This window comes from Saccharopolyspora sp. NPDC050642, assembly GCF_040654735.1.
Taxonomy (GTDB): domain Bacteria; phylum Actinomycetota; class Actinomycetes; order Mycobacteriales; family Pseudonocardiaceae; genus Saccharopolyspora; species Saccharopolyspora elongata.
Window position 1 is genome coordinate 45,626 of sequence record NZ_JBFAIN010000022.1, and the last position, 19,854, is coordinate 65,479.

At 71.4% G+C, this 19,854-nt stretch carries 20 protein-coding genes; 11 read left to right on the forward strand and 9 right to left on the reverse strand.

Features of this window, described 5'->3' with window-relative positions; translation table 11 throughout:
- Nucleotides 1-107: 107 nt before the first annotated feature.
- The 4 genes from AB0H93_RS28235 to AB0H93_RS28250 form a co-directional block, all read right to left on the reverse strand.
- Complete coding sequence (locus AB0H93_RS28235; protein ID WP_358576461.1) at nucleotides 108-2,045, reverse strand: ATP-dependent DNA helicase; 1,938 nt, start codon at nucleotides 2,043-2,045, stop codon at nucleotides 108-110.
- Nucleotides 2,046-2,319: 274 nt separating this feature from the next.
- Nucleotides 2,320-3,000: a hypothetical protein gene (locus AB0H93_RS28240; RefSeq protein ID WP_358576356.1), complete on the reverse strand. Its 681-nt coding sequence runs from the start codon at nucleotides 2,998-3,000 to the stop codon at nucleotides 2,320-2,322.
- 101 nt (nucleotides 3,001-3,101) lie between these two features.
- Nucleotides 3,102-3,671: an isochorismatase family protein gene (locus tag AB0H93_RS28245; RefSeq protein ID WP_358576357.1), complete on the reverse strand. Its 570-nt coding sequence runs from the start codon at nucleotides 3,669-3,671 to the stop codon at nucleotides 3,102-3,104.
- 57 nt (nucleotides 3,672-3,728) lie between these two features.
- Complete coding sequence (locus AB0H93_RS28250) at nucleotides 3,729-5,033, reverse strand: nicotinate phosphoribosyltransferase (protein ID WP_358576358.1); 1,305 nt, start codon at nucleotides 5,031-5,033, stop codon at nucleotides 3,729-3,731.
- Nucleotides 5,034-5,144: 111 nt separating this feature from the next.
- On the opposite strand from AB0H93_RS28250, the gene clpS reads away from it, so the two are divergent.
- The 3 genes from clpS to AB0H93_RS28265 all read left to right on the forward strand — a co-directional run bounded on the left by clpS (nucleotide 5,145) and on the right by AB0H93_RS28265 (nucleotide 8,093).
- Complete coding sequence (gene clpS, locus AB0H93_RS28255; protein ID WP_010693751.1) at nucleotides 5,145-5,438, forward strand: ATP-dependent Clp protease adapter ClpS; 294 nt, start codon at nucleotides 5,145-5,147, stop codon at nucleotides 5,436-5,438.
- Nucleotides 5,439-6,002, forward strand: coding sequence for a DUF2017 domain-containing protein (locus AB0H93_RS28260; RefSeq protein ID WP_358576359.1), 564 nt, complete (start codon nucleotides 5,439-5,441; stop codon nucleotides 6,000-6,002). It begins immediately after the preceding gene.
- Between the two features lie 90 nt (nucleotides 6,003-6,092).
- On the forward strand, nucleotides 6,093-8,093 hold the full coding sequence (locus AB0H93_RS28265; protein ID WP_358576360.1) for a neutral/alkaline ceramidase: 2,001 nt from the start codon (nucleotides 6,093-6,095) through the stop codon (nucleotides 8,091-8,093).
- Nucleotides 8,094-8,148: 55 nt separating this feature from the next.
- Here the strand turns inward: AB0H93_RS28265 and AB0H93_RS28270 are convergent, their stop codons facing one another.
- From AB0H93_RS28270 to AB0H93_RS28285, 4 genes are all read right to left on the reverse strand, one after another.
- Nucleotides 8,149-9,057 (reverse strand): TAXI family TRAP transporter solute-binding subunit, encoded by a 909-nt coding sequence (locus AB0H93_RS28270; RefSeq protein WP_358576361.1) that lies wholly within the window; start codon nucleotides 9,055-9,057, stop codon nucleotides 8,149-8,151.
- A complete protein-coding gene (locus AB0H93_RS28275) occupies nucleotides 9,057-10,430 on the reverse strand; it encodes a HAMP domain-containing sensor histidine kinase (protein ID WP_358576363.1) in 1,374 nt (457 codons plus the stop codon). The genes AB0H93_RS28270 and AB0H93_RS28275 overlap by 1 nt, the downstream gene beginning before the upstream one ends.
- Nucleotides 10,431-10,515: 85 nt before the next feature.
- Nucleotides 10,516-11,172: a response regulator transcription factor gene (locus AB0H93_RS28280; RefSeq protein ID WP_358576365.1), complete on the reverse strand. Its 657-nt coding sequence runs from the start codon at nucleotides 11,170-11,172 to the stop codon at nucleotides 10,516-10,518.
- 45 nt (nucleotides 11,173-11,217) lie between these two features.
- Nucleotides 11,218-12,528, reverse strand: coding sequence for an MFS transporter (locus AB0H93_RS28285; RefSeq protein WP_358576367.1), 1,311 nt, complete (start codon nucleotides 12,526-12,528; stop codon nucleotides 11,218-11,220).
- Nucleotides 12,529-12,689: 161 nt separating this feature from the next.
- On the opposite strand from AB0H93_RS28285, the gene AB0H93_RS28290 reads away from it, so the two are divergent.
- From AB0H93_RS28290 to AB0H93_RS28305, 4 genes are all read left to right on the forward strand, one after another.
- Entirely contained in the window at nucleotides 12,690-13,721 is a 1,032-nt protein-coding gene (locus tag AB0H93_RS28290) for a P1 family peptidase (protein WP_358576368.1), read from the forward strand.
- A 98-nt stretch (nucleotides 13,722-13,819) separates the two neighbouring features.
- Nucleotides 13,820-14,275 (forward strand): M67 family metallopeptidase, encoded by a 456-nt coding sequence (locus AB0H93_RS28295; RefSeq protein WP_132482497.1) that lies wholly within the window; start codon nucleotides 13,820-13,822, stop codon nucleotides 14,273-14,275.
- 69 nt (nucleotides 14,276-14,344) lie between these two features.
- Entirely contained in the window at nucleotides 14,345-14,623 is a 279-nt protein-coding gene (locus AB0H93_RS28300; protein WP_358576369.1) for a MoaD/ThiS family protein, read from the forward strand.
- 233 nt (nucleotides 14,624-14,856) lie between these two features.
- Entirely contained in the window at nucleotides 14,857-15,807 is a 951-nt protein-coding gene (locus AB0H93_RS28305; RefSeq protein WP_132482501.1) for a cysteine synthase, read from the forward strand.
- Between the two features lie 259 nt (nucleotides 15,808-16,066).
- Here the strand turns inward: AB0H93_RS28305 and AB0H93_RS28310 are convergent, their stop codons facing one another.
- The gene (locus AB0H93_RS28310; RefSeq protein ID WP_358576371.1) at nucleotides 16,067-16,897 is read right to left on the reverse strand and encodes an SMP-30/gluconolactonase/LRE family protein; all 831 of its coding nucleotides are present in this window, start codon (nucleotides 16,895-16,897) and stop codon (nucleotides 16,067-16,069) included.
- A 185-nt stretch (nucleotides 16,898-17,082) separates the two neighbouring features.
- Between AB0H93_RS28310 and AB0H93_RS28315 the strand changes: the two genes are divergently transcribed.
- Genes AB0H93_RS28315 through AB0H93_RS28330 form a run of 4 tightly spaced genes read left to right on the forward strand, consistent with a single transcriptional unit; the run spans nucleotide 17,083 to nucleotide 19,759 of the window.
- Nucleotides 17,083-17,679 (forward strand): rhomboid family intramembrane serine protease, encoded by a 597-nt coding sequence (locus AB0H93_RS28315; protein ID WP_358576462.1) that lies wholly within the window; start codon nucleotides 17,083-17,085, stop codon nucleotides 17,677-17,679.
- Nucleotides 17,676-18,491: a glutamate racemase gene (gene murI, locus AB0H93_RS28320; protein ID WP_358576373.1), complete on the forward strand. Its 816-nt coding sequence runs from the start codon at nucleotides 17,676-17,678 to the stop codon at nucleotides 18,489-18,491. The genes AB0H93_RS28315 and murI overlap by 4 nt, the downstream gene beginning before the upstream one ends.
- The gene (locus AB0H93_RS28325) at nucleotides 18,488-19,258 is read left to right on the forward strand and encodes an MBL fold metallo-hydrolase (protein ID WP_358576374.1); all 771 of its coding nucleotides are present in this window, start codon (nucleotides 18,488-18,490) and stop codon (nucleotides 19,256-19,258) included. The genes murI and AB0H93_RS28325 overlap by 4 nt, the downstream gene beginning before the upstream one ends.
- A 48-nt stretch (nucleotides 19,259-19,306) precedes the next feature.
- Nucleotides 19,307-19,759, forward strand: a complete 453-nt coding sequence (locus AB0H93_RS28330; RefSeq protein WP_358576375.1) for a GNAT family N-acetyltransferase — start codon at nucleotides 19,307-19,309, stop codon at nucleotides 19,757-19,759.
- The last annotated feature ends 95 nt before the right edge of the window (nucleotides 19,760-19,854 follow it).

Consider the following 19,854-nt stretch of genomic DNA (forward strand, 5'->3'; position numbering starts at 1 on the left):
GCGGCGATCACGACACCCGAACCCCGGCCCCACGCCGTCCCGACCCGGGACCACCGCAATTTCAATGGAAATTGGACCCGCAATTTCAATTGGAAATTGCGGCGCCCCTAGACCTCCGATGCGGCTGCGGACAGCCTTCGCAGGGCTCCGCGCACGACCTCCGGGTCGTGGGTGGTCCAGAACGGCGGCAGCGAGGCGCGGAGGAAACCGCCGTAGCGCGCGGTGGCCAGGCGCGGGTCCAGCACCGCGATCACGCCGCGGTCCTTCGGCGAGCGCAGCAGACGCCCGGCGCCCTGCGCCAGCAGCAGTGCCGCGTGCGTGCCCGCCACCGTGATGAACCCGTTGCCGCCGCGCTCGGAAACCGCCTTCTGGCGGGCAGAGGCGAGCGGATCGTCCGGCCGCGGGAACGGGATCCGGTCCATGATGACCAGCTGCAGCGAATCGCCTGGCACGTCCACGCCCTGCCACAGCGACAGGGTGCCGAACAGCGAGGTCTCCGGGTCTTCGGCGAACTTGCGGACCAGGAGCGCGGTCGAGTCGTCGCCCTGGCACAGCACCGGCGTGCTCAGCCGTTCGCGCAGTTCTTCAGAAGCCTGCTTGGCGGCGCGCATCGACGAGAACAGCCCGAGCGTGCGCCCGCCCGCGGCCTGCACCAGCTCGGTCAGCTCGTCCAGGTACTGCGGCGGCAGCCCGTCGCGGCCCGGGGGCGGCAGGTGGCGGGCGATGTAGAGGATGCCGCTGCGCTGGTGCTCGAACGGCGAACCCACGTCCAGCCCGGTCCACTTCGGACCGCCGGCGTCGGAGGGGACCTCCTTCGCGGTGGCCATTCCGGCGGGCGCCTGGGCCTTCTGCTGCGGCGGCAGGCCCCACTGCCGGGCGAGCGTGTCGAACGAGCCGCCGAGCGCCAGCGTCGCCGAGGTCAGGACCGTGGTGCGCTGCCCGAAGAGCCGGTCCCGCAGCAGTGCGCCGACTCCCAGCGGCGCGACCCGCACGGTCGGCGGGCGGTTGGGCTCCGCGGACACCCACACGACGTCGTACTGCTTTTCGTCGTCGAACGCTTCCAGGAGCCGCACCGCGGTGTCGTGGACCTCTTCGGTGAGGGCGTGCGCGAGCTTGCGTGCCGTGCTGCCTTCGGCGTCTTCCTTGCGTTCCGGGCCGAGCGCGTTGATGCACGCCCAGGCCGCGTCGCGGGTCACCGTCAGCGCGCCGCCGAGGTCCTGCGGGAGTTCTTCCAGCCGACCGGGGTTCGCCGCCTGCAGCACCAGGTCCAGGCCTTCCGCGGCCTCGGCGAGGCGGTCGGCGATCTCCTCGTCGATGGCCCGCCCGCAGCGGCGCGCCGCGAGCCGCACCGCGCCCGCGGTCAGCTCGCCGGTGGCCGCCGAGGTCACCCGGTCCACCAGGTCGTGCGCCTCGTCGACCAGGACGACGTCGTGATCGGGCAGCACCGGCCGGTCGTCCAGCGCGTCGATGGCCAGCAGCGCGTGGTTCGTCACGACGATGTCCGCGCGCCCGGCCTCGGCCCTGGCGCGCTCGGCGAAGCAGTCGACGCCGACCGGGCAGCGGTGCACGCCGAGGCATTCCTTGGCGGTGACCGACATCTGCCGCCAGGCCTGGTCGGTGACGCCGGGCACCAGCTCGTCGCGGTCGCCGGTCTCGGTCTCGGTGGCCCACTCCTGGATCCGCTTGACCTGCCGCTCCAGCGCGGACGCGGCGAAGGCGTCGAACAGCGCGCCGTCGTCGGGCTCCTCGGGCGCGTTGCCGTGCACGCGGTTGAGGCACAGGTAGTTGCGGCGGCCCTTGAGGATCGCGAAGGTCGGGCGGCGGCCGATCGCCTCGGCGAGCGCGGTCGCCAGCCGGGGGAGGTCCCGGTCGACGAGCTGGCGCTGCAGAGCGATGGTCGCGGTCGAGACGACCACCGTGGTGCCCTCGGCGACGGCGTGCCGGATCGCGGGGACCAGGTACGCCAGCGACTTCCCGGTGCCGGTGCCGGCCTGCACGGCCAGGTGCTCGCCGGAGCCGATGGAGTGCTCGACGGCGGCGGCCATGTTGGCCTGCCCCTCGCGCGGCACGCCGCCGACCGCGGTGATCGCGATCTCCAGCAGCGTGGCCAGGTCCGGGATGTCCTGCTTGGGCTTGGCCGCCAGCGGCAGTTCCGGCGCCTCCCGCTTGCCCACCTTGGCGAGGTCGGCGGCGATCTCCGGTGGCAGCTCGTCGTCTTCGTCGGGCTCGAACGCAACCGGGTCGGACCATCGCGGGACAGAGGTGGGCACGAGAAGAAACTACCGCGCACCCCTGTCCAAGAGCCCCGATGCCCCCGAGCTACCGCAGCCGCTCCGCGAGCCGGGCCCGGAGCGGCTCGTAGTCGTGGTCCGGGAAGATCTCGGGGAGGGATTCCAGCATGTTCCTCAGCCGCCGGACCTTGCCGCCGAACTCCTCGGAGGTCAGCGGGGCATCGGTGAAGAGGTGCTGCCAGCCGAAGGCGCCCTTGGTCAGGCCCAGCACCTCGAAGTAGCCGAGGAAGTCGAGGTCCAGCAGCCACAGGTCCGAGCTGCCGTCGCAGTACCAGAGCTCGGGGTTCGGCACGCCGGGCTGCAGCCGCAGCGCGACGAAGAACCCGGTTCCGGTGTAGGGGCCGTCGTCGATGACGCGGAGTTCGGAGCTCGACGGGGGTGCGGGGCGACCACCGCCGGGAAACACCTCCCACTCCACATCGAGTGGAGGCAGGGCCCGGGAGATGTTCCCGAGCCAGAACTCCCCGTGCACGGAGTGCGGTTCGGCGGCGCTCCATTGGCAGCCGAGTTCGGCGAACCGCAGGTAGTGCTCGTGCAGCGACTTGTCGAGCTCGCCTCGACCGGCCAGCTCGGCGAACGCGGTCGGGGCGTCTCCGAGCGTCGATCCGGGGTCGCTCAGCGTTGCCCGCGCGTCGCGGATGGCGGGGTTGTCCCGCAGTTCCTCGACGATCTTGACCCAGTGGGCCTCGCAAGGCGTCAGGTCAGCCATCTCCACCGCTTCTCTCGTCGTCCGACGGACAACGATCATGGCAGTGACCAGCCGCTCCTGTGATGGGTTTGCCGTTCTCGGTGTTAGCAGCGGAAACGCCGCTATCGGACCACCGGTTCGCCGATGAGGTTCACGCCCGCGGCGTCGAGCTCCGAGAGGGCCGCGTCGACCGTCTCGCGGGAGACGCCCGCCGTGAGTTCCAGGAGCACCGTGGTGTCCAGGCCCGCCCGGACCGCGTCGAGCGCCGTCGCCCGGACGCAGTGGTCCGTCGCGATGCCCACGACGTCGACCCGGCGGACGCCGTGGTCGGCGAGCCAGTCGCGCAGCGGCCGGTCCCGGAGGTCGATGCCCTCGAAGCCCGAGTAGCCGTCGCTGTACTGGCCCTTCGAGAACACCGCTTCCACCGGGCCCACGTCCAGTTCCGGGTGGAACGCCGCGCCGGGAGTGCCCGCCACGCAGTGCCGCGGCCAGGAGCGGACGAAGTCCGGTTCGTCGCTGAAGTGCGCGCCCGGGTCGATGTGGTAGTCGCGGGTGGCCACCACGTGGTCGTGGTCGAATCCCGCGAGGTACCGCGAGATCTCCGCCGCCACGCCCGCGCCGCCGGCCACCGCCAGCGAGCCGCCCTCGCAGAAGTCGTTCTGCACGTCCACGATGATCAACGCTTTGGTCATCACGTCCCCCCTCGCCGTTACCGCAATTCTGGAGCGCCGCCGGGCCCGGCGGGAAGCTCAGGCCTCGTGGAAGACCGTCGGGATCGCCGGCTCCCCGTGCGAGAGCTTGAGGCCCTCCCACGGCAGCGTCACCAACGCGTGCCGCAGCCGCTGCCGGTCCTCCTCCAGCGTCGGCACGCCGTCGGCCCGCTTCCCGTCCCGGATCAACGGGATCTGCAGGAACCGGTCGTGCGGCCCGAGCACCGGCTCGGAGGCGCCCGGCGCGACCTGGTACACGACCTCCTCCACGGCGGTGCCGGTCTCCTTGTACCGCCGCACCGCGGCCTTGCGGCCGCCGCGGGACGTCTTGTGCGAGCTGCGCTTCGCGACCGGCCGGCCCTCGACCTCCACCAGCTTGTAGACCATCTCGGCGGTCGGCGCGCCGGAACCGGTGACCAGCGCCGTGCCCACCCCGTAGCCGTCGACCGGCTCGGCGCGCAGCGCGGCGATGGCGTACTCGTCGAGGTCGCCGGAGACGACGATCCTGGTGCCCGTCGCGCCGAGCCCGTCGAGCTGGTCGCGGGCCTGCTGGGCGAGCACGCCGACGTCGCCGGAGTCGATCCGGACCGCGCCCAGCCCGGTCCCGGCGACCTCCACCGCGAGCTCGATGCCGCGGGTGATGTCGTAGGTGTCGACCAGCAGCGTCGTGCCGGTGCCCAGCGAGGCGATCTGCGATTCGAAGGCGGCGCGCTCGGAGTCGTTCAGCAGCGTGAACGCGTGCGCCGCCGTGCCCGCGGTCGGTATGCCGTAGCGGCGGCCCGCCTCCAGGTTCGAGGTGGCGGTGAAACCGGCCAGGTAGGCGATCCGCGCCGCGGCCACGGCCGCTTCCTCGTGCGTGCGCCGCGAGCCCATCTCGATCATCCGCCGGCCGTTGGCCGCCGACACCATCCGGGCCGCCGCGGCGGCGATCGCGCTGTCGTGGTTGAGGATCGACAGCACCAGCGTCTCCAGCACCACTGCCTCGGCGAACGTGCCGCGCACGGTCAGCAGCGGAGAGCCGGGGAAGAACAGCTCGCCCTCGGGATAGCCGTCGATCTGCCCCTGGAACCGGTAGTCGCGCAGCCATTCCAGGGTCGCGTCGTCCACGACGCGGGTGGCGGCGAGCTGTTCGAGTTCGGCCTCGCCGAACCGGAAGTTCTCGATCGCGTCGAGCACCCGGCCGGTGCCGCCGGTGACCCCGTAGCGGCGGCCGTCCGGCAGCCGCCGGGTGAACACCTCGAAGGTGCACGGGCGGTGCGCGGTGCCGTCCTGCAGCGCGCTTGCGAGCATCGTCAGCTCGTACTGGTCCGTCAGCAGCGCGGTGCTACCCGTCGGAGAGCTCATGCCGCAGAGATTACGTGGTGGTCGGCGCTCATTCGCAGCGCGAACCCCGTGCGTGCCGGGTTTGCCCGTGCGGTCGACACTGCTGTGACGGCCGCGTGCGACGATGGGGCCATGACCTCGCCCGCTGAAATCGAGCGCGCGCAACTCGAACCGGATGCACTCGGTACCGAGGACAAGCCGTGGGTGACCGTGGTGTGGAACGACCCGGTCAACCTGATGTCCTACGTGACCTACGTGCTCCAGAAGATCTTCGGTTACACCCGGGATCATGCGACGAAGTTGATGCTGGACGTGCACCACAAGGGCAAGGCGGTGGTTTCCTCGGGCTCCAAGGAGAAGGTCGAGGGAGACGTGGCGAAGCTGCATGCCGCTGGCCTGTGGGCGACGATGCAGAAGGATTCCTGAGTGGAAGGCTGGACCCGCAAGAACGGTCACGTGCTGGCCGAGCTGTCGCAGCAGGAGGCCGCGGTCATCCGGGGCCTGGTGGGGCAGCTCAAGGACATGCTCGCCGCCCGCGCCGACGAGGCGCCGAAGGACGAGCTGGCCGAGCTGACCGGCATCCGCACCGGGCCGACGACGCCGCCGGAGGACCGAGTGCTGGCGCGGCTGCTGCCGGACTTCTACCGGCGCGACCCGATCACCGGCGAGACCGACGAGGAGGAGTCGGACGCGGCCGGCGCGATGCGGTCGCTGCACGAGCCGGGGCTGCTGGAGGCCAAGACCGGGGCGGCCGCGCTGGTGCTGGAGACGTGCCCGCCGATGGGCGGCCGGGTCAAGCTGACCGGCGAGCAGGCCGACGGGTGGCTGGCGGCGCTCAACGACGTCCGGTTGGCGCTGGGCACGGCGCTGGACGTGGACGAGGACATGCCGGACGACGTGCCCGACGACGACATGCGCCGCGAGCACCTGGGCGTCTACCAGTGGCTCACCTGGGTCCAGGACAGCTTGGTCGGCGCCCTGATGGCCTGACCGCGCCCTTGGCAGAGTGAACGGGATCACGTAGCCTCCCCTCGACCAAGAACGTGAATTTGGTTCGCATTCATCGAGGAGTGCAGGCACATGCCCGTTGCCAGGAGACGTGTGCTGGCCGCCGCCGCGGCGGCACCGCTGGTCGCTTCGGCGCTCGGCGGCACCAGCGCCGCCGCTGAACCCGCCCGCCCGACCGGCTACCTGGTCGGCCGGGGCATCGCCGACGTGACCGGCCCGGCCGCCGAGAACGGCATGATGGGCTACTCGATGCCCCAGCAGCAGACCGCGGGCATCCACCTGCGCACCCTGGCGCGCGCGTTCATCGTGGCCGACGGCGACAAGCGCATCGCGTTCGTCACCGCCGAGCTCGGCGCGCTGTTCCAGTCGGTGCACCAAGGGGTTCTGCGCAAGCTCGCCGAAACCCACGGCGAGCTCTACACCGAGCAGAACGTGCTGCTCAACGCCACTCACACGCACGCCGCGTGCGGCGGCGACTCGCACTACGCCGCCTACGACCTGTCGATCCTCGGCTTCCAGGAGCAGACCTACAACGCCGTCGTCGACGGGATCGTCGAAGCGATCTCCCGAGCGCACGACGACCTCGAGCCCGGCACCCTGCACCTGGGCCGGGCCGTGCTGACCGACGCCAGCGTGAACCGGTCGCGCAGCGCGTTCGACCTCAACCCGCGGGCGGACAAGGACCACTTCCCGCTGGCCATCGACCCGGCGGTCACCGTGCTGCGCTTCGCGCAGGGCGGCCGGGACGTCGGCGCGATCACCTGGTTCGCCACCCACGGCACCTCGATGACCAACGAGAACCGGCTGATCAGCTCGGACAACAAGGGCTACGCGGCGTTCGCCTGGGAACAGCTCGGGGACGACTTCGTCGCCTGCTTCGCGCAGACCAACGCGGGCGACATGTCGCCCAACCTGAACCTGGCGCCCGGTTCCGGCCCGACCGACGACGAGTTCGAGAACACCCGGATCATCGGCGACCGCCAGTTCCGCGCCGCCAAGCGCGCTTTCGACGCGGCGGGGGAGCAGGTCGGCGGCGCCGTGGACCACCGGATGTGCTTCGTGGACATGTCGAAGGTCACTGTGGACGGTCGGTTCACGCCGGACGGCGAGCAGCACTCCACCTGCACCGCCGCGATCGGCGTGTCCATGCTCGCCGGAAGCCGCGAGGACGGACCCGGACTCCCGATCCCCGAGGGCATCCGCAACCCGTTCCTGGACTGGCTCGGCGGCGCGGACGCGCCCATCCCGGCGGGGCTGGCGGACGCGCAGGCGCCCAAGCCGATCGCGGTGCCCTTCGGCGCGATGAAGCCCTACCCGTGGTGCCCGGAAGTGCTGCCGCTGCAACTGATCCGGATCGGCCAGCTGCACCTGGTGGCCGGGCCCGCCGAGTTCACCATCGTGGCCGGGCTGCGGATCCGCCGCGCCGTCGCCGACGAGCTGGGCGTGCCGCTGGAGAACGTGCTGGTGCAGGGCTACGCCAACGCGTACAGCCAGTACGTGACCACGCCGGAGGAGTACGACGCCCAGCAGTACGAGGGCGCCTCCACCCTGTTCGGCAGGTACACGCTGCCCGCCTACCAGCAGGAATTCACCAGGCTGGCCGCCGCGATGCGGTCCGGGAAGCCGGTCCCGCCCGGGCCGACCCCGCGCGACCTGCGGGGCAAGCTGATCAACTTCCAGCCCGGCGTGGTCTTCGACGACAAGCCGCCGGGCCGCGAATTCGGCGACGTGCTCACCGAACCCGCCAACCGCTACCGGCGCGGCGAACAGGTCTCGGCGGCGTTCGTGACCGGCCACCCGAAGAACGACCTGCGCCGCGGCGGCACCTTCGCCGAGGTCCAACGCCAGGTGGACGGCGGGTGGCGGCGCGTGGCCGACGACCGGCACTGGTCGACGAAGTACCACTGGGCGCGCAGCGGTGTCGCGACCTCGACGGCGACGATCACCTGGGACGTCCCGGACAACGCCCCGGCCGGCCGCTACCGGATCGTCCACCGCGGCAACTGGAAGAACGGCTGGAACGGCTCGATCAACGCCTTCACCGGCACCACGCAGACCTTCGTGATCACCTGAGATCCGCTGACCGTCGACGACGCCGTGGAGGCCGCCGAGGCTCTACGTCGCCGGGTCAGCCGTGGAGGTCGCGGTAGGCGCGTTCGGCGCCAGGGTGCAGCGGCACCGCGCCCGTGCCGATCAGGTTCCGGACGTCCAGGAACTGGGTGCCCACCGTCTCCTGCGGGACCAGGAACGGTGCGCGGAGCACCAGGATCCGGACCACCGCTTCGGCCAGGTCGGCGGGGAGTTCCGGGGTGCAGGCCAGGATGTTGGGCACGCCGACCGTGGGGATTCCGCCGGTGTTCCGGTAGGCGCGGGGTGGCACCAGGACCGGGTCGCACAGCGGGCCGCAGCCGGCCGCCGCCGTGTCCAGTGGCAGCAGGCGGATGCCGACGCGATCGTCGAGCGTCTTGAGCACCGGCGTCGGCAGACCACCGGACCACAGCAGTGCGTCGATCTTCCCGCGCTCCAACGCCGCGATCGCATCTTCGAGCGGCAGCGCTTCGCTGCGCACCCCGTGGTGCGGCGCGAAGAGGTGGGCTCCGAGCATCGCCGTCCCGGACTTCGGGGCACCGATCGAAACCCTGCGTCCGGCCAGCTCATCGAGGCTGTGAACGGGACTGTCGGCCAGCACGACCAGCTGCGTGTAGTTCTCGTACACCCGGCCCAGGGCGCGCAGGGGAATCCGCGGGCCGAGATCACCGTTCTGCGCCGCCGCGGCGGTGTGGGCGAGCACCATGCCGAGATCGGCCTGCCCGTCGCGCAGCATCTCGACGTTCGCGACGCTGCCCTGGCTGCTCGACACCGTTATCCGCAGACCCGGCATGATCGCCGATACCTGGGCGGCCAGCTGCCCGGCGAAGGCGGTGTAGAAGCCGCCCGGCTCGCCGGCGGCGATGCGGAGGGTGTGCTCGGGTGTCCGCCCGGTGCAGGCGCTGACCAGCCCGGCGCCGGCGAGGGCGAGCAGGGTTCTGCGGCGCATCACGCTTCCTCCCGAGATGGCAGTTCGAGCCGAACCGACAGGCCGTGGGGCTGGACGGCTTCGATGCGCAGCGAGCCACCGCGAGCGGTCACCAGGCGATCCGCGATCGCCAGCCCGAGCCCGGAGCCGCGGCCACCGCGGTGTCGCCCGGCGCGCCAGAAGCGTTGCGCGGCAAGCGATATCTCGTCGCAGGACAGGCCCGGGCCGGTGTCGCTGACGGTGAGCACGCAGCTGCCGGGCCCGGCCTCGCAGGTCACCGCCACGGTCGCCCCGTTCCCGGCGTACTTGATGGCGTTGTCCAGCAGGATGTCCAGGACCTGGGCGAGGTCTTCGGCGGAGAGAGCCACCTCGGCGGGGTCGAGCCGGGTTTCCGCGAACCGGATTCCGGCCGCCTCGGCTGCGGAGCGCCACGCCTCCATCCGGTCGGCCACCACGACATCCACATCGCACGGCTCCACTGTGGACTCTGCGGGTTCGCGATCGGCGGTGGCCAGGTTCAGCAGCCGGTCCAGCAGCGACTCCAACCGGTCCACCTCGTCCAGCGTCGACCGGTAGTTCTGCGCGCCTTCCGGCGTGATCCGCCGTTCCAGCGCGTCGACCCGCAGGCGCAGCGCGGCCATCGGGTTGCGCAGCTGGTGCGACGCGTCCGCGACGAGGCGCCGCTGCTGTTTTTCGGCGTCCGCGACCGCCTCCGACATGCGGTTGAACGAAACCGCCAGCTCCCGGAGCTCTGGTGGGCCGGCGTTCTCCGGTACCCGCGAGCGGCGCGAACCGGCGCCTACCGCCCGCACCCCGGCCCGCAACTCCGCCAACGGCCGAAGGATCCACCGGGCCAGCACCAACGCGAGCAGCCCGCACACCGCCAAAGCGCTCAGCGCGCCCGCCACGATCAGCGCCCACCGCCCGGCGACGTCCTGCGTCGCGTGCTGCACCGAGGCGCGCAGGACGACCGCGCCGGTCACCCGCGTGCCGTCACCGACCGGCCGGTACCGGATCAACTCGCCCTCGGACCACGGCTGCAGCACCGGCACCGGCCCGGCCAGCTCGTTGCGCAGCGCCTTGTCGATCGACTCGGTCACGTCGGCTGCGCGCATCCCGCCGGTTTCCACGACCGGCGCCCGATTCGCGTCGACCACCACGAGCGGCTCGCCGTAGAGCTCGGTGTAGCGGCCGACCTCAGCGAGCAGCTGGTTGGTGTCGCCGGTGCTGAACGCGTGATCGGCGAGCGCGGCGAACCGGTCGAGGTCGGCGGTGCGGGCGAGCACCAGCTGCTGCGTCCGCTCCGCGGCGGTGGCGCGCAGCAGCGGAGCGGCGAACCCGGCCACCGCGAGGACCGAGAAGGTGAGCAGCACCAGCAACAAGCGTCGGCGCATCAGCGGTCACCGAACCCGGTCACGGGGCCGTGAGTAGTTCTTGCTGCTACAGCGACACAAAACACGCACGGCTCCGCGCATCGGTTCACTCCCCGAACCGGTAGCCGAAGCCGCGGATCGTCACCAGCAGCTCCGGGCGGCCCAGCTTGGCGCGCAGCTGCGCGATGTGCACGTCCAGCGACCGCGAGACCGCCAGGTAGGCGTCGCCCCAGACCTCGTCCATCAGGCGCTGCCTGTTCACCGCGCTGCCCGCCTCGCCGGCCAGCACCGCGAGCACGTCGAACTCCTTCGGCGTCAGCTCCACGTCGCGGTCGCCGACCCGCACCCGGCGGGTCCGCAGGTCCACCAGCACGTCGCCGACCCGGACCTCGTCGGCGGCCGGCGCCGCCGGGCGACCGCGCCGGGCCACCGCCTCGATGCGGGCCAGCAGCTCCGCCATCCGCACCGGCTTGACCAGGTAGTCGTCCGCGCCGGAACGCAGGCCGCGGACCACCATCCGCTCCTCGCCGCGGGCGGTCAGCACCACCACCGGGATCGGCCCGACCCGGCGCAGCTTCCGCAGCACGTCGAGGCCGTCGGCGTCCGGCAGCCCCAGGTCGAGCAGCACCAGGTCGTGATCCCGGTGCCGGGTCAGCGCGTCCGCGCCGCGCGAGACCCGGGTGGGCTGGTGGCCGTGCGCGGCGAGGACGTCGACGAGCGCATCCGCCACGCCGTCGTCGTCCTCGACGAGAAGCACGCGCACCAGCCACCTCCGAAAGCTCCGCCCCGAGTATGGCGACGCGCCGGGTCAGGCCTCCAGACGGGAGTCCTTCGACGTCTCGCGCATCCGCAGGTACACGAGCAGCGAGATCAGCACGCAGCCCGAGACGTACCAGAAGAAGACCTGCTCCATGCCCGCCTGCTTCAGCCACAGCGCCACGTACTCCGAGGTGCCGCCGAAGATCGCCACCGTCAGCGCGTAGGGCAGGCCGACGCCGAGCGCGCGGATGTTGGTCGGGAACAGCTCCGCCTTCACGATCGCGTTGATCGAGGTGTAGCCGGTGACGATCACCAGGCCGCCCATCATCAGCGCGAACGCCGTGACCGGGTCCTGCGTCGAGCCGAGCAGCGTCATGATCGGCACGGTCAGCACGGTGCCGCAGACGCCGAAGGCCAGCAGCAGCCAGCGGCGGCCGATGCGGTCCGACAGCGCGCCCGCCAGCGGCTGCAGGAACAGGAACACCAGCAGCGCCAGGAAGTTGATCCAGGCGACGGTGCCCTTGTCGATGCCCGAGGTCGCCACCATGTACTTCTGCAGGTAGGTCGTGTACGTGTAGAACGCCACGGTGCCGCCGAGGGTCAGGCCGACGACGAGCAGGCACTCCTTGGGGTGCTGCAGCAGCGCCTTGACGGTGCCGCGCGACTGGTTGCCCTCCGAGGTCTTCTTGTAGCTCTCGGTCTCGTCCATGCCGCGGCGCAGCCACATCACGATCACCGCGCCGATGGCGCCGATCGCGAACGGGATCCGCCAGCCCCACGAATCCATCTGCTCGTTGGTGAGCACCAGGAGCAGCAGGATCTGCACGCCCAGCGCGGTGAGCTGCCCGGCGACGAGCGTCACGTACTGGAAGCTGGAGTAGAAGCCGCGCTTGCTCGCGGTGGCGACCTCCGACAGGTACGTCGCCGACGTCGCGTATTCGCCGCCGACCGAGAGGCCCTGCACCAGCCGCGCGAAGACGAGCAGCAGCGGCGCGGCGAGGCCGATCGTGTGGTAGCCCGGCGTCAGTGCAATCACCAGCGAGCCGCAGGCCATCAGCGTCACCGAGAGCGTCAGCGCGGCCCGGCGGCCGAAGCGGTCCGCGTAGCGGCCGAGCAGCCAGCCGCCGAGCGGGCGCATCAGGAAGCCGATGGCGAACACGCCCGCGGTGTTGAGCAGCTGGGCGGTCAGGTCGCCCTTGGGGAAGAACGCCGCCGCGAAGTACACGCTGAACGCGGTGTAGGCGTACCAGTCGTACCACTCGATCAAGTTGCCGATCGAGCCGCGAATGACGTTGGCGACCACCCGGCGCTCGCCACCGGAGCGAGCCGCAGCGTCGCGGCCGTGCACCTCAGTTGACATCCGTCCTCCTCGTCGTGAACGGACTCACAGTGCGGAGGCCGGGGATCGACAACAAGAACGGCGGCGTTTCCTTTACGTCTGGTTAACGTGATGCCAACGTGGGTGATCACGCTGTGCGGTCGGTGGTTCGCACGACCCCTGGACGAGAGGAGCCTGTCGGAATGCTGCGATCGGGAGGGCTCGACGCGATCGTCGACGTCGACGGGGTGCGGGTCGGGCACGAGCAGCGGCTCGACGAGCACTGGGCCACCGGCACCAGCGTGGTCCTGGTGCCGGAGGGCGCGACGGCGGCGGTGGACGTGCGCGGCGGCGGACCCGGAACGCGCGAGACGGATGTGCTCGAACCGAGCCACCTGGTGCAGCAGGTGCACGGCGTGGTCCTCACCGGCGGCAGCGCCTACGGCCTGGCGGCGGCCGACGGGGTGATGCGCTGGCTCGGCGAGCGCGGGCACGGCGTGCGGGTCGGCGCCGATCCGTCGCACGTGGTTCCGGTGGTGCCGGGCGCGGTGATCTTCGACGTGCCGATGAGCGACTGGGGCAACCGGCCCGACGCCGGGTTCGGCCACCGGGCCTGCGAGAACGCGACCCGCACCGAGGCCCGGCAGGGCAACGTCGGCGCGGGCACCGGCGCGGTCGTGGGCACGGTGAAGGGCGGCATCGGCACGGCCAGCGCCGTGCTGGACGACGGCACCACCGTCGGCGCGCTCGTGGCCGTCAACGCGGCCGGTTCGGCGATCGACCCCGATACCGGGCTGCCGTGGATCCCGACGCCCGGCCTGCGCCCGCCCGATCCCGCCGAGGTCGAAGCGGGCCGGCGGCTGTTCGGGAAGCGCCCCGGGCGGCACGGCCCGGTCGAGCGGCCGCTGAACACCACGATCGGCGTGGTCGCCACCGACCTGAAGCTTTCGAAGGCCGAGTGCCGGCGGCTGGCGGTCGCCGCGCAGGACGGGCTGGCCCGCACCGTCCGGCCGGCGCACCTCCTGGTCGACGGCGACACGATGTTCGCGCTGGCCACCGGCACCGGAGCCGCCCTGCCCGCGCCGGGCGAGCCGGACTGGGCGGCGCGGCTGGACGCGGTGTGCGCGGTCGCGGCCGACGTCGTCGCGCGGGCGATCGTGCGCGGCGTGCTGGCCGCCGAATCGGTGGATGAGGTGACTTCCTACACGAGCCTCTACCCCTCGGCGCGGGAATGAATCATCGTGTACCTGCGTTTTCGCCCGACGAAGCCGCACCGGTAGCGGGATCTTCCACATCGTGGGAGGCCGGTGCCTCACCTACTAGGATGGTTGCTGTGCTGGTGATCCGACGCGACCTGGTCGATGCGATGGTCGCGCATGCCCGACGGGACCACCCGGACGAGGCGTGCGGCGTGATTACCGGCCCGGAAGGGTCGGACCGCCCGACACGCCTGATCGAGATGATCAACGCCGAGCGTTCGCCCACCTTCTACCGGTTCGACTCCGCCGAACAGCTGAAGGTGTGGCGCGAGATGGACGCGCGGGACGAGGAGCCGGTGGTCATCTACCACTCGCACACCTCGACCGAGGCGTACCCATCGCGCACGGACGTCTCCTACGCCTCGGAGCCCAACGCGCACTACGTGCTCGTGTCCACCCGGGACCCGAAGACCCATGAGCTGCGTTCCTACCGGATCCTCGACGGTCAGGTGACCGAGGAGCCGGTGGAGGTCGTGGAGTCGTACATGTTCGCCCACACCGGTGCCGACGAGGTTCCAGACCTCGACTGAGCCGCGGCTCGCCCACCAGTGTTCGCGTCCCGATCCCAACGAAGTCCTTCGTGGACAGGAGGTTCCCCAATGGCAGTCAAGGTTTCGATCCCCACCATCCTGCGCACCCACACCGGCGGCGAGAAGTCCGTCGAGGCCAAGGGCAACACCGTGGCCGAGGTGATCAACGACCTCGACAGCAACTTCAACGGCCTGAAGGACCGCCTGGTCAAGGAAGGCAATCTGCACCGCTTCGTCAACGTCTACGTCAACGACGAGGACGTCCGGTTCGCGGGCGGCCTGGAGGCCAAGGTCGCCGACGGCGACAGCGTCACCATCCTCCCGGCCGTCGCCGGCGGCATGCGCTGACGGAATTCTGCGGGACCCGCGCCGCACGGCGCGGGTAGCGGAACCTCAGAGGCCTTCTCCCGGCCCCGGCATGGGGGCCGTCCTGAGCGGGAAGGCCTCTGGGAACCCGCGGCGATGCCGGTCGCGAGGTCCGAGCGGCCCGGCACGTGGAGCTCCGCGCCTCGCGGGCGCGGAAGAACTCCACCCGCAGCAGGACATTCCCCTCCGGACGGAGGGCGAGGAGGAGACGCACCGTGGCTCGTTACGACTCGTTGCTGGACGCGCTCGGTGACACCCCGCTGGTGGGGCTGCCCCACCTGTCACCGGCGCCGGACGTCCGGCTGTGGGCCAAGCTGGAAGACCGCAACCCGACCGGTTCGATCAAGGACCGGGCGGCGCTCGCCATGATCGAGGCGGCCGAGAAGGAAGGCCGGCTCACCCACGGCTGCACGATCCTGGAGCCGACCTCCGGCAACACCGGGATCTCGCTGGCGATGGCGGCCAAGCTCAAGGGCTACGGCCTGGTCTGCGTGATGCCGGAGAACACCTCGGAGGAACGCCGCCAGCTGCTGCAGGCCTACGGGGCGCGGATCGTCTCCTCGCCCGCGGCGGGCGGCTCGAACCAGGCGGTGGCGGTGGCCAAGGAACTGGCCGAGCAGAACCCGGACTGGGTGATGCTCTACCAGTACGGCAACCCGGCCAACGCCGAAGCGCACTTCCGCACCACCGGACCCGAGATCCTGCGCGACCTGCCGACGGTGACGCACTTCGTGGCCGGGCTGGGCACCACCGGAACCCTGGTCGGGGTCGGCCGCTACCTGCGCCAGCAGAAGCCGGACGTGCAGATCGTCGCGGCGGAACCGCGCTACGGCGAGCTGGTCTACGGCCTGCGAAACCTCGACGAGGGCTTCGTGCCGGAGCTGTACGACCCGGACGTGCTGACGCGCCGGTTCTCGGTCGGCTCCTACGACGCGCTGCGCCGCACCCGCCAGCTGCTGGAGAGCGAGGGCATCTTCGCGGGCATCTCCACCGGCGGCGTGCTGCACGCGGCGCTGACGATCGCGGAAAAGGCTGCGGCAGAAGGAGAATCGGCGGACATCGCGTTCGTGGTGGCCGACGCGGGCTGGAAGTACCTCTCGACGGGCGCCTACAGCGGCACCCTCGACGAAGCGGCCCAACGCCTCGAAGGCCAACTCTGGGCCTGATCACCGCGGACGAGCTCCCCGAGGAGCACCTCTGACCCGCCGGGTCAAAGGTGCTCCTCACCCGCGTCGTTCCACAGTTTCAATTGAAACCTCTCTCCGAGGGTCCGCAATTTCCATTGAAATCGAAGAAGTTGTCCACATCCTCCGGTGTGTCGGACCCACGACACGCCGGAGACTGTGGACAACCCGCAATTTCCATTGAAATTGGACCTCCGATTTCAATGGAAATTGCGGACCACGGGTCGGGAGTCTGGTGGGGTCAGCCGGTGAAGGCGAAGGGGCGGGTGCCGGTGCCGATGTTCGGGAGGACCAGCAGGGCGCCGTCCGCCTCGGCCGGGTCCGGGACGCCGTCGCGGGCCGTTGTGACGTACAGGTCCGTGAGGTCCGGGCCGCCGAAGCAGCAGTCCGTCGGGCGCCGGGCCGGCAGCGGGATCGTCCGCTCCAGCTCGCCTTCCGCGGTGTAGCAGCGGATTTCGCCCCGGTCGCGCACCGCGACCCAGATCCGGCCCGCGTCGTCGACGCACAGGCCGCCCGGTTCGCCGTCGACGTCGCAGAGCGCCCGGCGGTCGTCGGCCGCACCGGCGACGAGGTCGAAGTCCAGCACGTCGATGCGTCGCGCCGCGCCGTCCGACAGGTACATCCGGGTGTCGTCCGGGCTCCAGCCGATGCCGTGCCCGGCGACCAGGTCGGGCACCGCGATCTTCGCCGCGCCGTCCGCCGTCACGCGGGCCAGCCAGCCCCCGGCGCCCAGCGTCGTCGCCCACAGCCGGCCCTTGCGGTCGATCGTCGTCGCCCCGGCCTGGACGCCGTCGCGGGCCCAGTAGGCCAGCCAGGTGCGCTGCTCACCGCCGGCGTCGTACAGGGCGATGCCTTCGGCCAGGTGCAGCACAAGCCCGCCGCGGCTGCGCGGCTTCGCGGCGCCGACCTGCTGGGGCAGCCCCATCACGTGATCGGCCTGCCCGGGCACGTAGCGGTGCGCGGTGTGGGCGGGCGCGTCGGTCCAGAGCAGCGTGTCGGTGCCGACGTCCCAGGTCGGTGCCTGTCCGGACCGCGCCTCCGCGGGCACCGCGATGTCGACCTGGGCTTGCACGAGGCACCTTTCGGGGGACGATCACGACGATCCGGGACTTTACCGGGGCGACTCTTGTTGATCATGGCGCGGCCCGGTGACGTGCGGCCCACAGGCAAATATCGGGGTCATCCCCGAGACCTGGGGTGACTCCGCCGCGTAGCCTCGTTGGTGTGAACCGACTGCCTGAACGCCGCCGGGCACCAGTGCTGCCCCAGAATCCGCTGCGAGCCGCCGTCGGGATGCTCGTCGCCGTCGCGGCGCTCTACGGCATCGAGTTCTACGACGTCGCGACCCCTGCTTCGAGCCTCGACGCCTACGGCATCGAGCCGCGGGACGTCGACGGCCTGGGCGGCATCGTGTGGGCGCCGCTGCTGCACGCCGGGTGGGGACACCTGTGGGCGAACACCCTGCCGTTCCTGGTGCTCGGCTGGCTGGTGCTGGCCGGTGGGCTGCGGCAGTTCATCGCGGTGACCGCGACGGTCTGGATCGTCGGCGGCATCGGCACCTGGCTGGTCGGCGCGCCCGGTGTGCACGTCGGCGCGTCCGGCGTGATCTTCGGCTGGATGGTGTACCTGCTGCTGCGCGGCTTCTTCCAGCGCAGCTTCGCGCAGATCCTGGTCGCGGTGGTGCTGTTCTTCTACTGGGGCGGCATGTTGTGGGGCGTGCTGCCCGGCCAGCCCGGCATCTCCTGGGAGGGCCACCTGTTCGGCGCGCTGGGCGGGGTGCTCGCGGCCTGGTTGGTGGCGCGCAGCACTCGTCGGCAGGTCGCCGAACCCGCGCCTGGCAAACTGGCCGAGTGACTGACGCCCCGATCGGGATCTTCGACTCCGGCCTCGGCGGGCTGACCGTGACCCGCGCGGTCATGGACCAGTTGCCGGCCGAAACGGTGCGCTACGTCGGCGACACCGCCAACGCCCCGTACGGCCCGATGCCGCTGGCCGAGATCCGCGCCCGCACCCTCGCGATCACCGACTCGCTGGTCGACGAGGGCGTGAAGATGCTGGTGATCGCCTGCAACACCGCGTCGGCGGCCTGCCTGCGCGACGCCCGGGAGCGGTACGAGATCCCGGTCGTCGAGGTGGTCCTGCCCGCGGTGCGGCGGGCGGTGGCGACGACCCGCAACGGCCGGGTCGGCGTGATCGGCACCAAGGCCACCATCCAGTCCCGCGCCTACGACGACGCGTTCACCGCCGCCCGGGACATCACGCTCACCACGGTCGCGTGCCCGCGCTTCGTGGAGTTCGTCGAACGCGGCATCACCAGCGGCAGGCAGATCCTCGGCCTGGCGCAGAGCTACCTGGACCCGCTGCAGCAGGCCGACGTCGACACCCTGGTGCTCGGCTGCACGCACTACCCGATGCTCACCGGTGTGCTGCAGCTCGCGATGGGCGACCACGTGACGCTGGTCTCCAGCGCGGAGGAGACGGCCAAGGACGTGCTGCGGGCGCTCACCGAGAACGACCTGCTCGCCGACCCGGAGACGGTGCCCGAGCACGAGTTCCGCGCCACCGGCGCGCCGGACCGGTTCGCCCGGTTGGCGGCTCGCTTCCTAGGTCCGGCCGTGGTGGCCGATGCCGTTCGGCCGCTGACCGTGTCAAGCTCCATCGCATGAAGCTGACGATCCTCGGTTGTTCCGGCAGCTTTCCCGGCCCGGACTCGCCGTCGTCCGGATACCTGCTGGAGTCCGGCGGCACGCGCATCGCGCTCGACCTCGGCAACGGCACGCTGGGCGCGATGCAGCGGTTCGTCGACCCGTTCCAGCTCGACGCGGTGTTCTTCAGCCACCTGCACCCGGACCACTGCGCGGACTTCGCCGCGCTGACGGTGCTGCGCCGCTACCACCCGAACCCGCCGCACGACCCGACCGCGCGGCGGTTACCGGTGATCGCGCCAGAGAACGCCCCGGAGCGGTTCGCGGCCCTCTACGCGCCGGATGCGGCCGAGCGGGCCGAGACCGATCTGTCCGATGTGTTCGACTTCATCCCGATCGCGGCGGAGCCGGTGCGCGTCGGCCCGTTCGAGGTGCAGGCGGTGCCCATGGCGCACCTGTGTGCGTCGTGGGGATTCCGCGTGGCGGCCGAGGGCAAGGTGCTGGCCTACACCGGTGATACCGGGCCGTGCCCGCAGCTGACCGAGCTCGCCGCGGACGCCGACGTGCTGCTGTCGGAGGCGTCCTGGGCGGACTTCCCGGACGCGCCCGAGGGCGTGCACCTGTCCGGGCGCCAGGCGGCAGAGGTGGCGAAGGCGGCCCGAGCCCGCCGCCTGCTGCTCACGCACATCGTGCCGTGGGCGGACCGCGAGGAGATCCTCGCCGAGGCGAAGGCGGCGTTCGGCGGCCCGACCGAGCTCGTCGCCGCCGACCGCACCTACGACGTCTGACGGATATTCGGCTGCGCCGCGGCGTCTCGTCTGCCACAGTCAGCCGTCGTGGATGATCACCTCGTGCTCCGGCGTGCCGGTGATGCCGATGCGCTCGACATGGCCAACGTGTGGCTGCGTTCCTTCGCCACCGCGCTGCCGACCGTCCGCCGCGCGCATGGGGATGACGAGGTGCGGAGCTGGTTCTCGCATGTCGTCGTGCCGCAGCACGAATGCTGGGTGGCTGTCACCGCGGGCTCGGTGGTCGGGCTCCTGGTCTTGGACGGCGCGGAGCTGGACCAGCTCTACCTCGAACCGTCGTGGCGCGGCCGTGGTCTGGGCGACCGGTTCGTGGACCTGGCCAAGCGGCGGCGTCCCGGAGGACTGGATCTGTGGACGTTCCAGGTCAACGCCCCGGCGCGGCGGTTCTACGAGCGGCACGGCTTCGTCGAGGTCGAGCGGACCGACGGGCGGCGCAACGAAGAACGAGAACCGGACATCCGCTACGCCTGGCGACCGTAGACCCTGCACGCGGCATGGCGCCCCACCTGGAGCGAGCGGCGATTTCGCGCGAGATCGGCGTTCGCCACGCGTGCCGGATGGCGATTTCGCGCGAA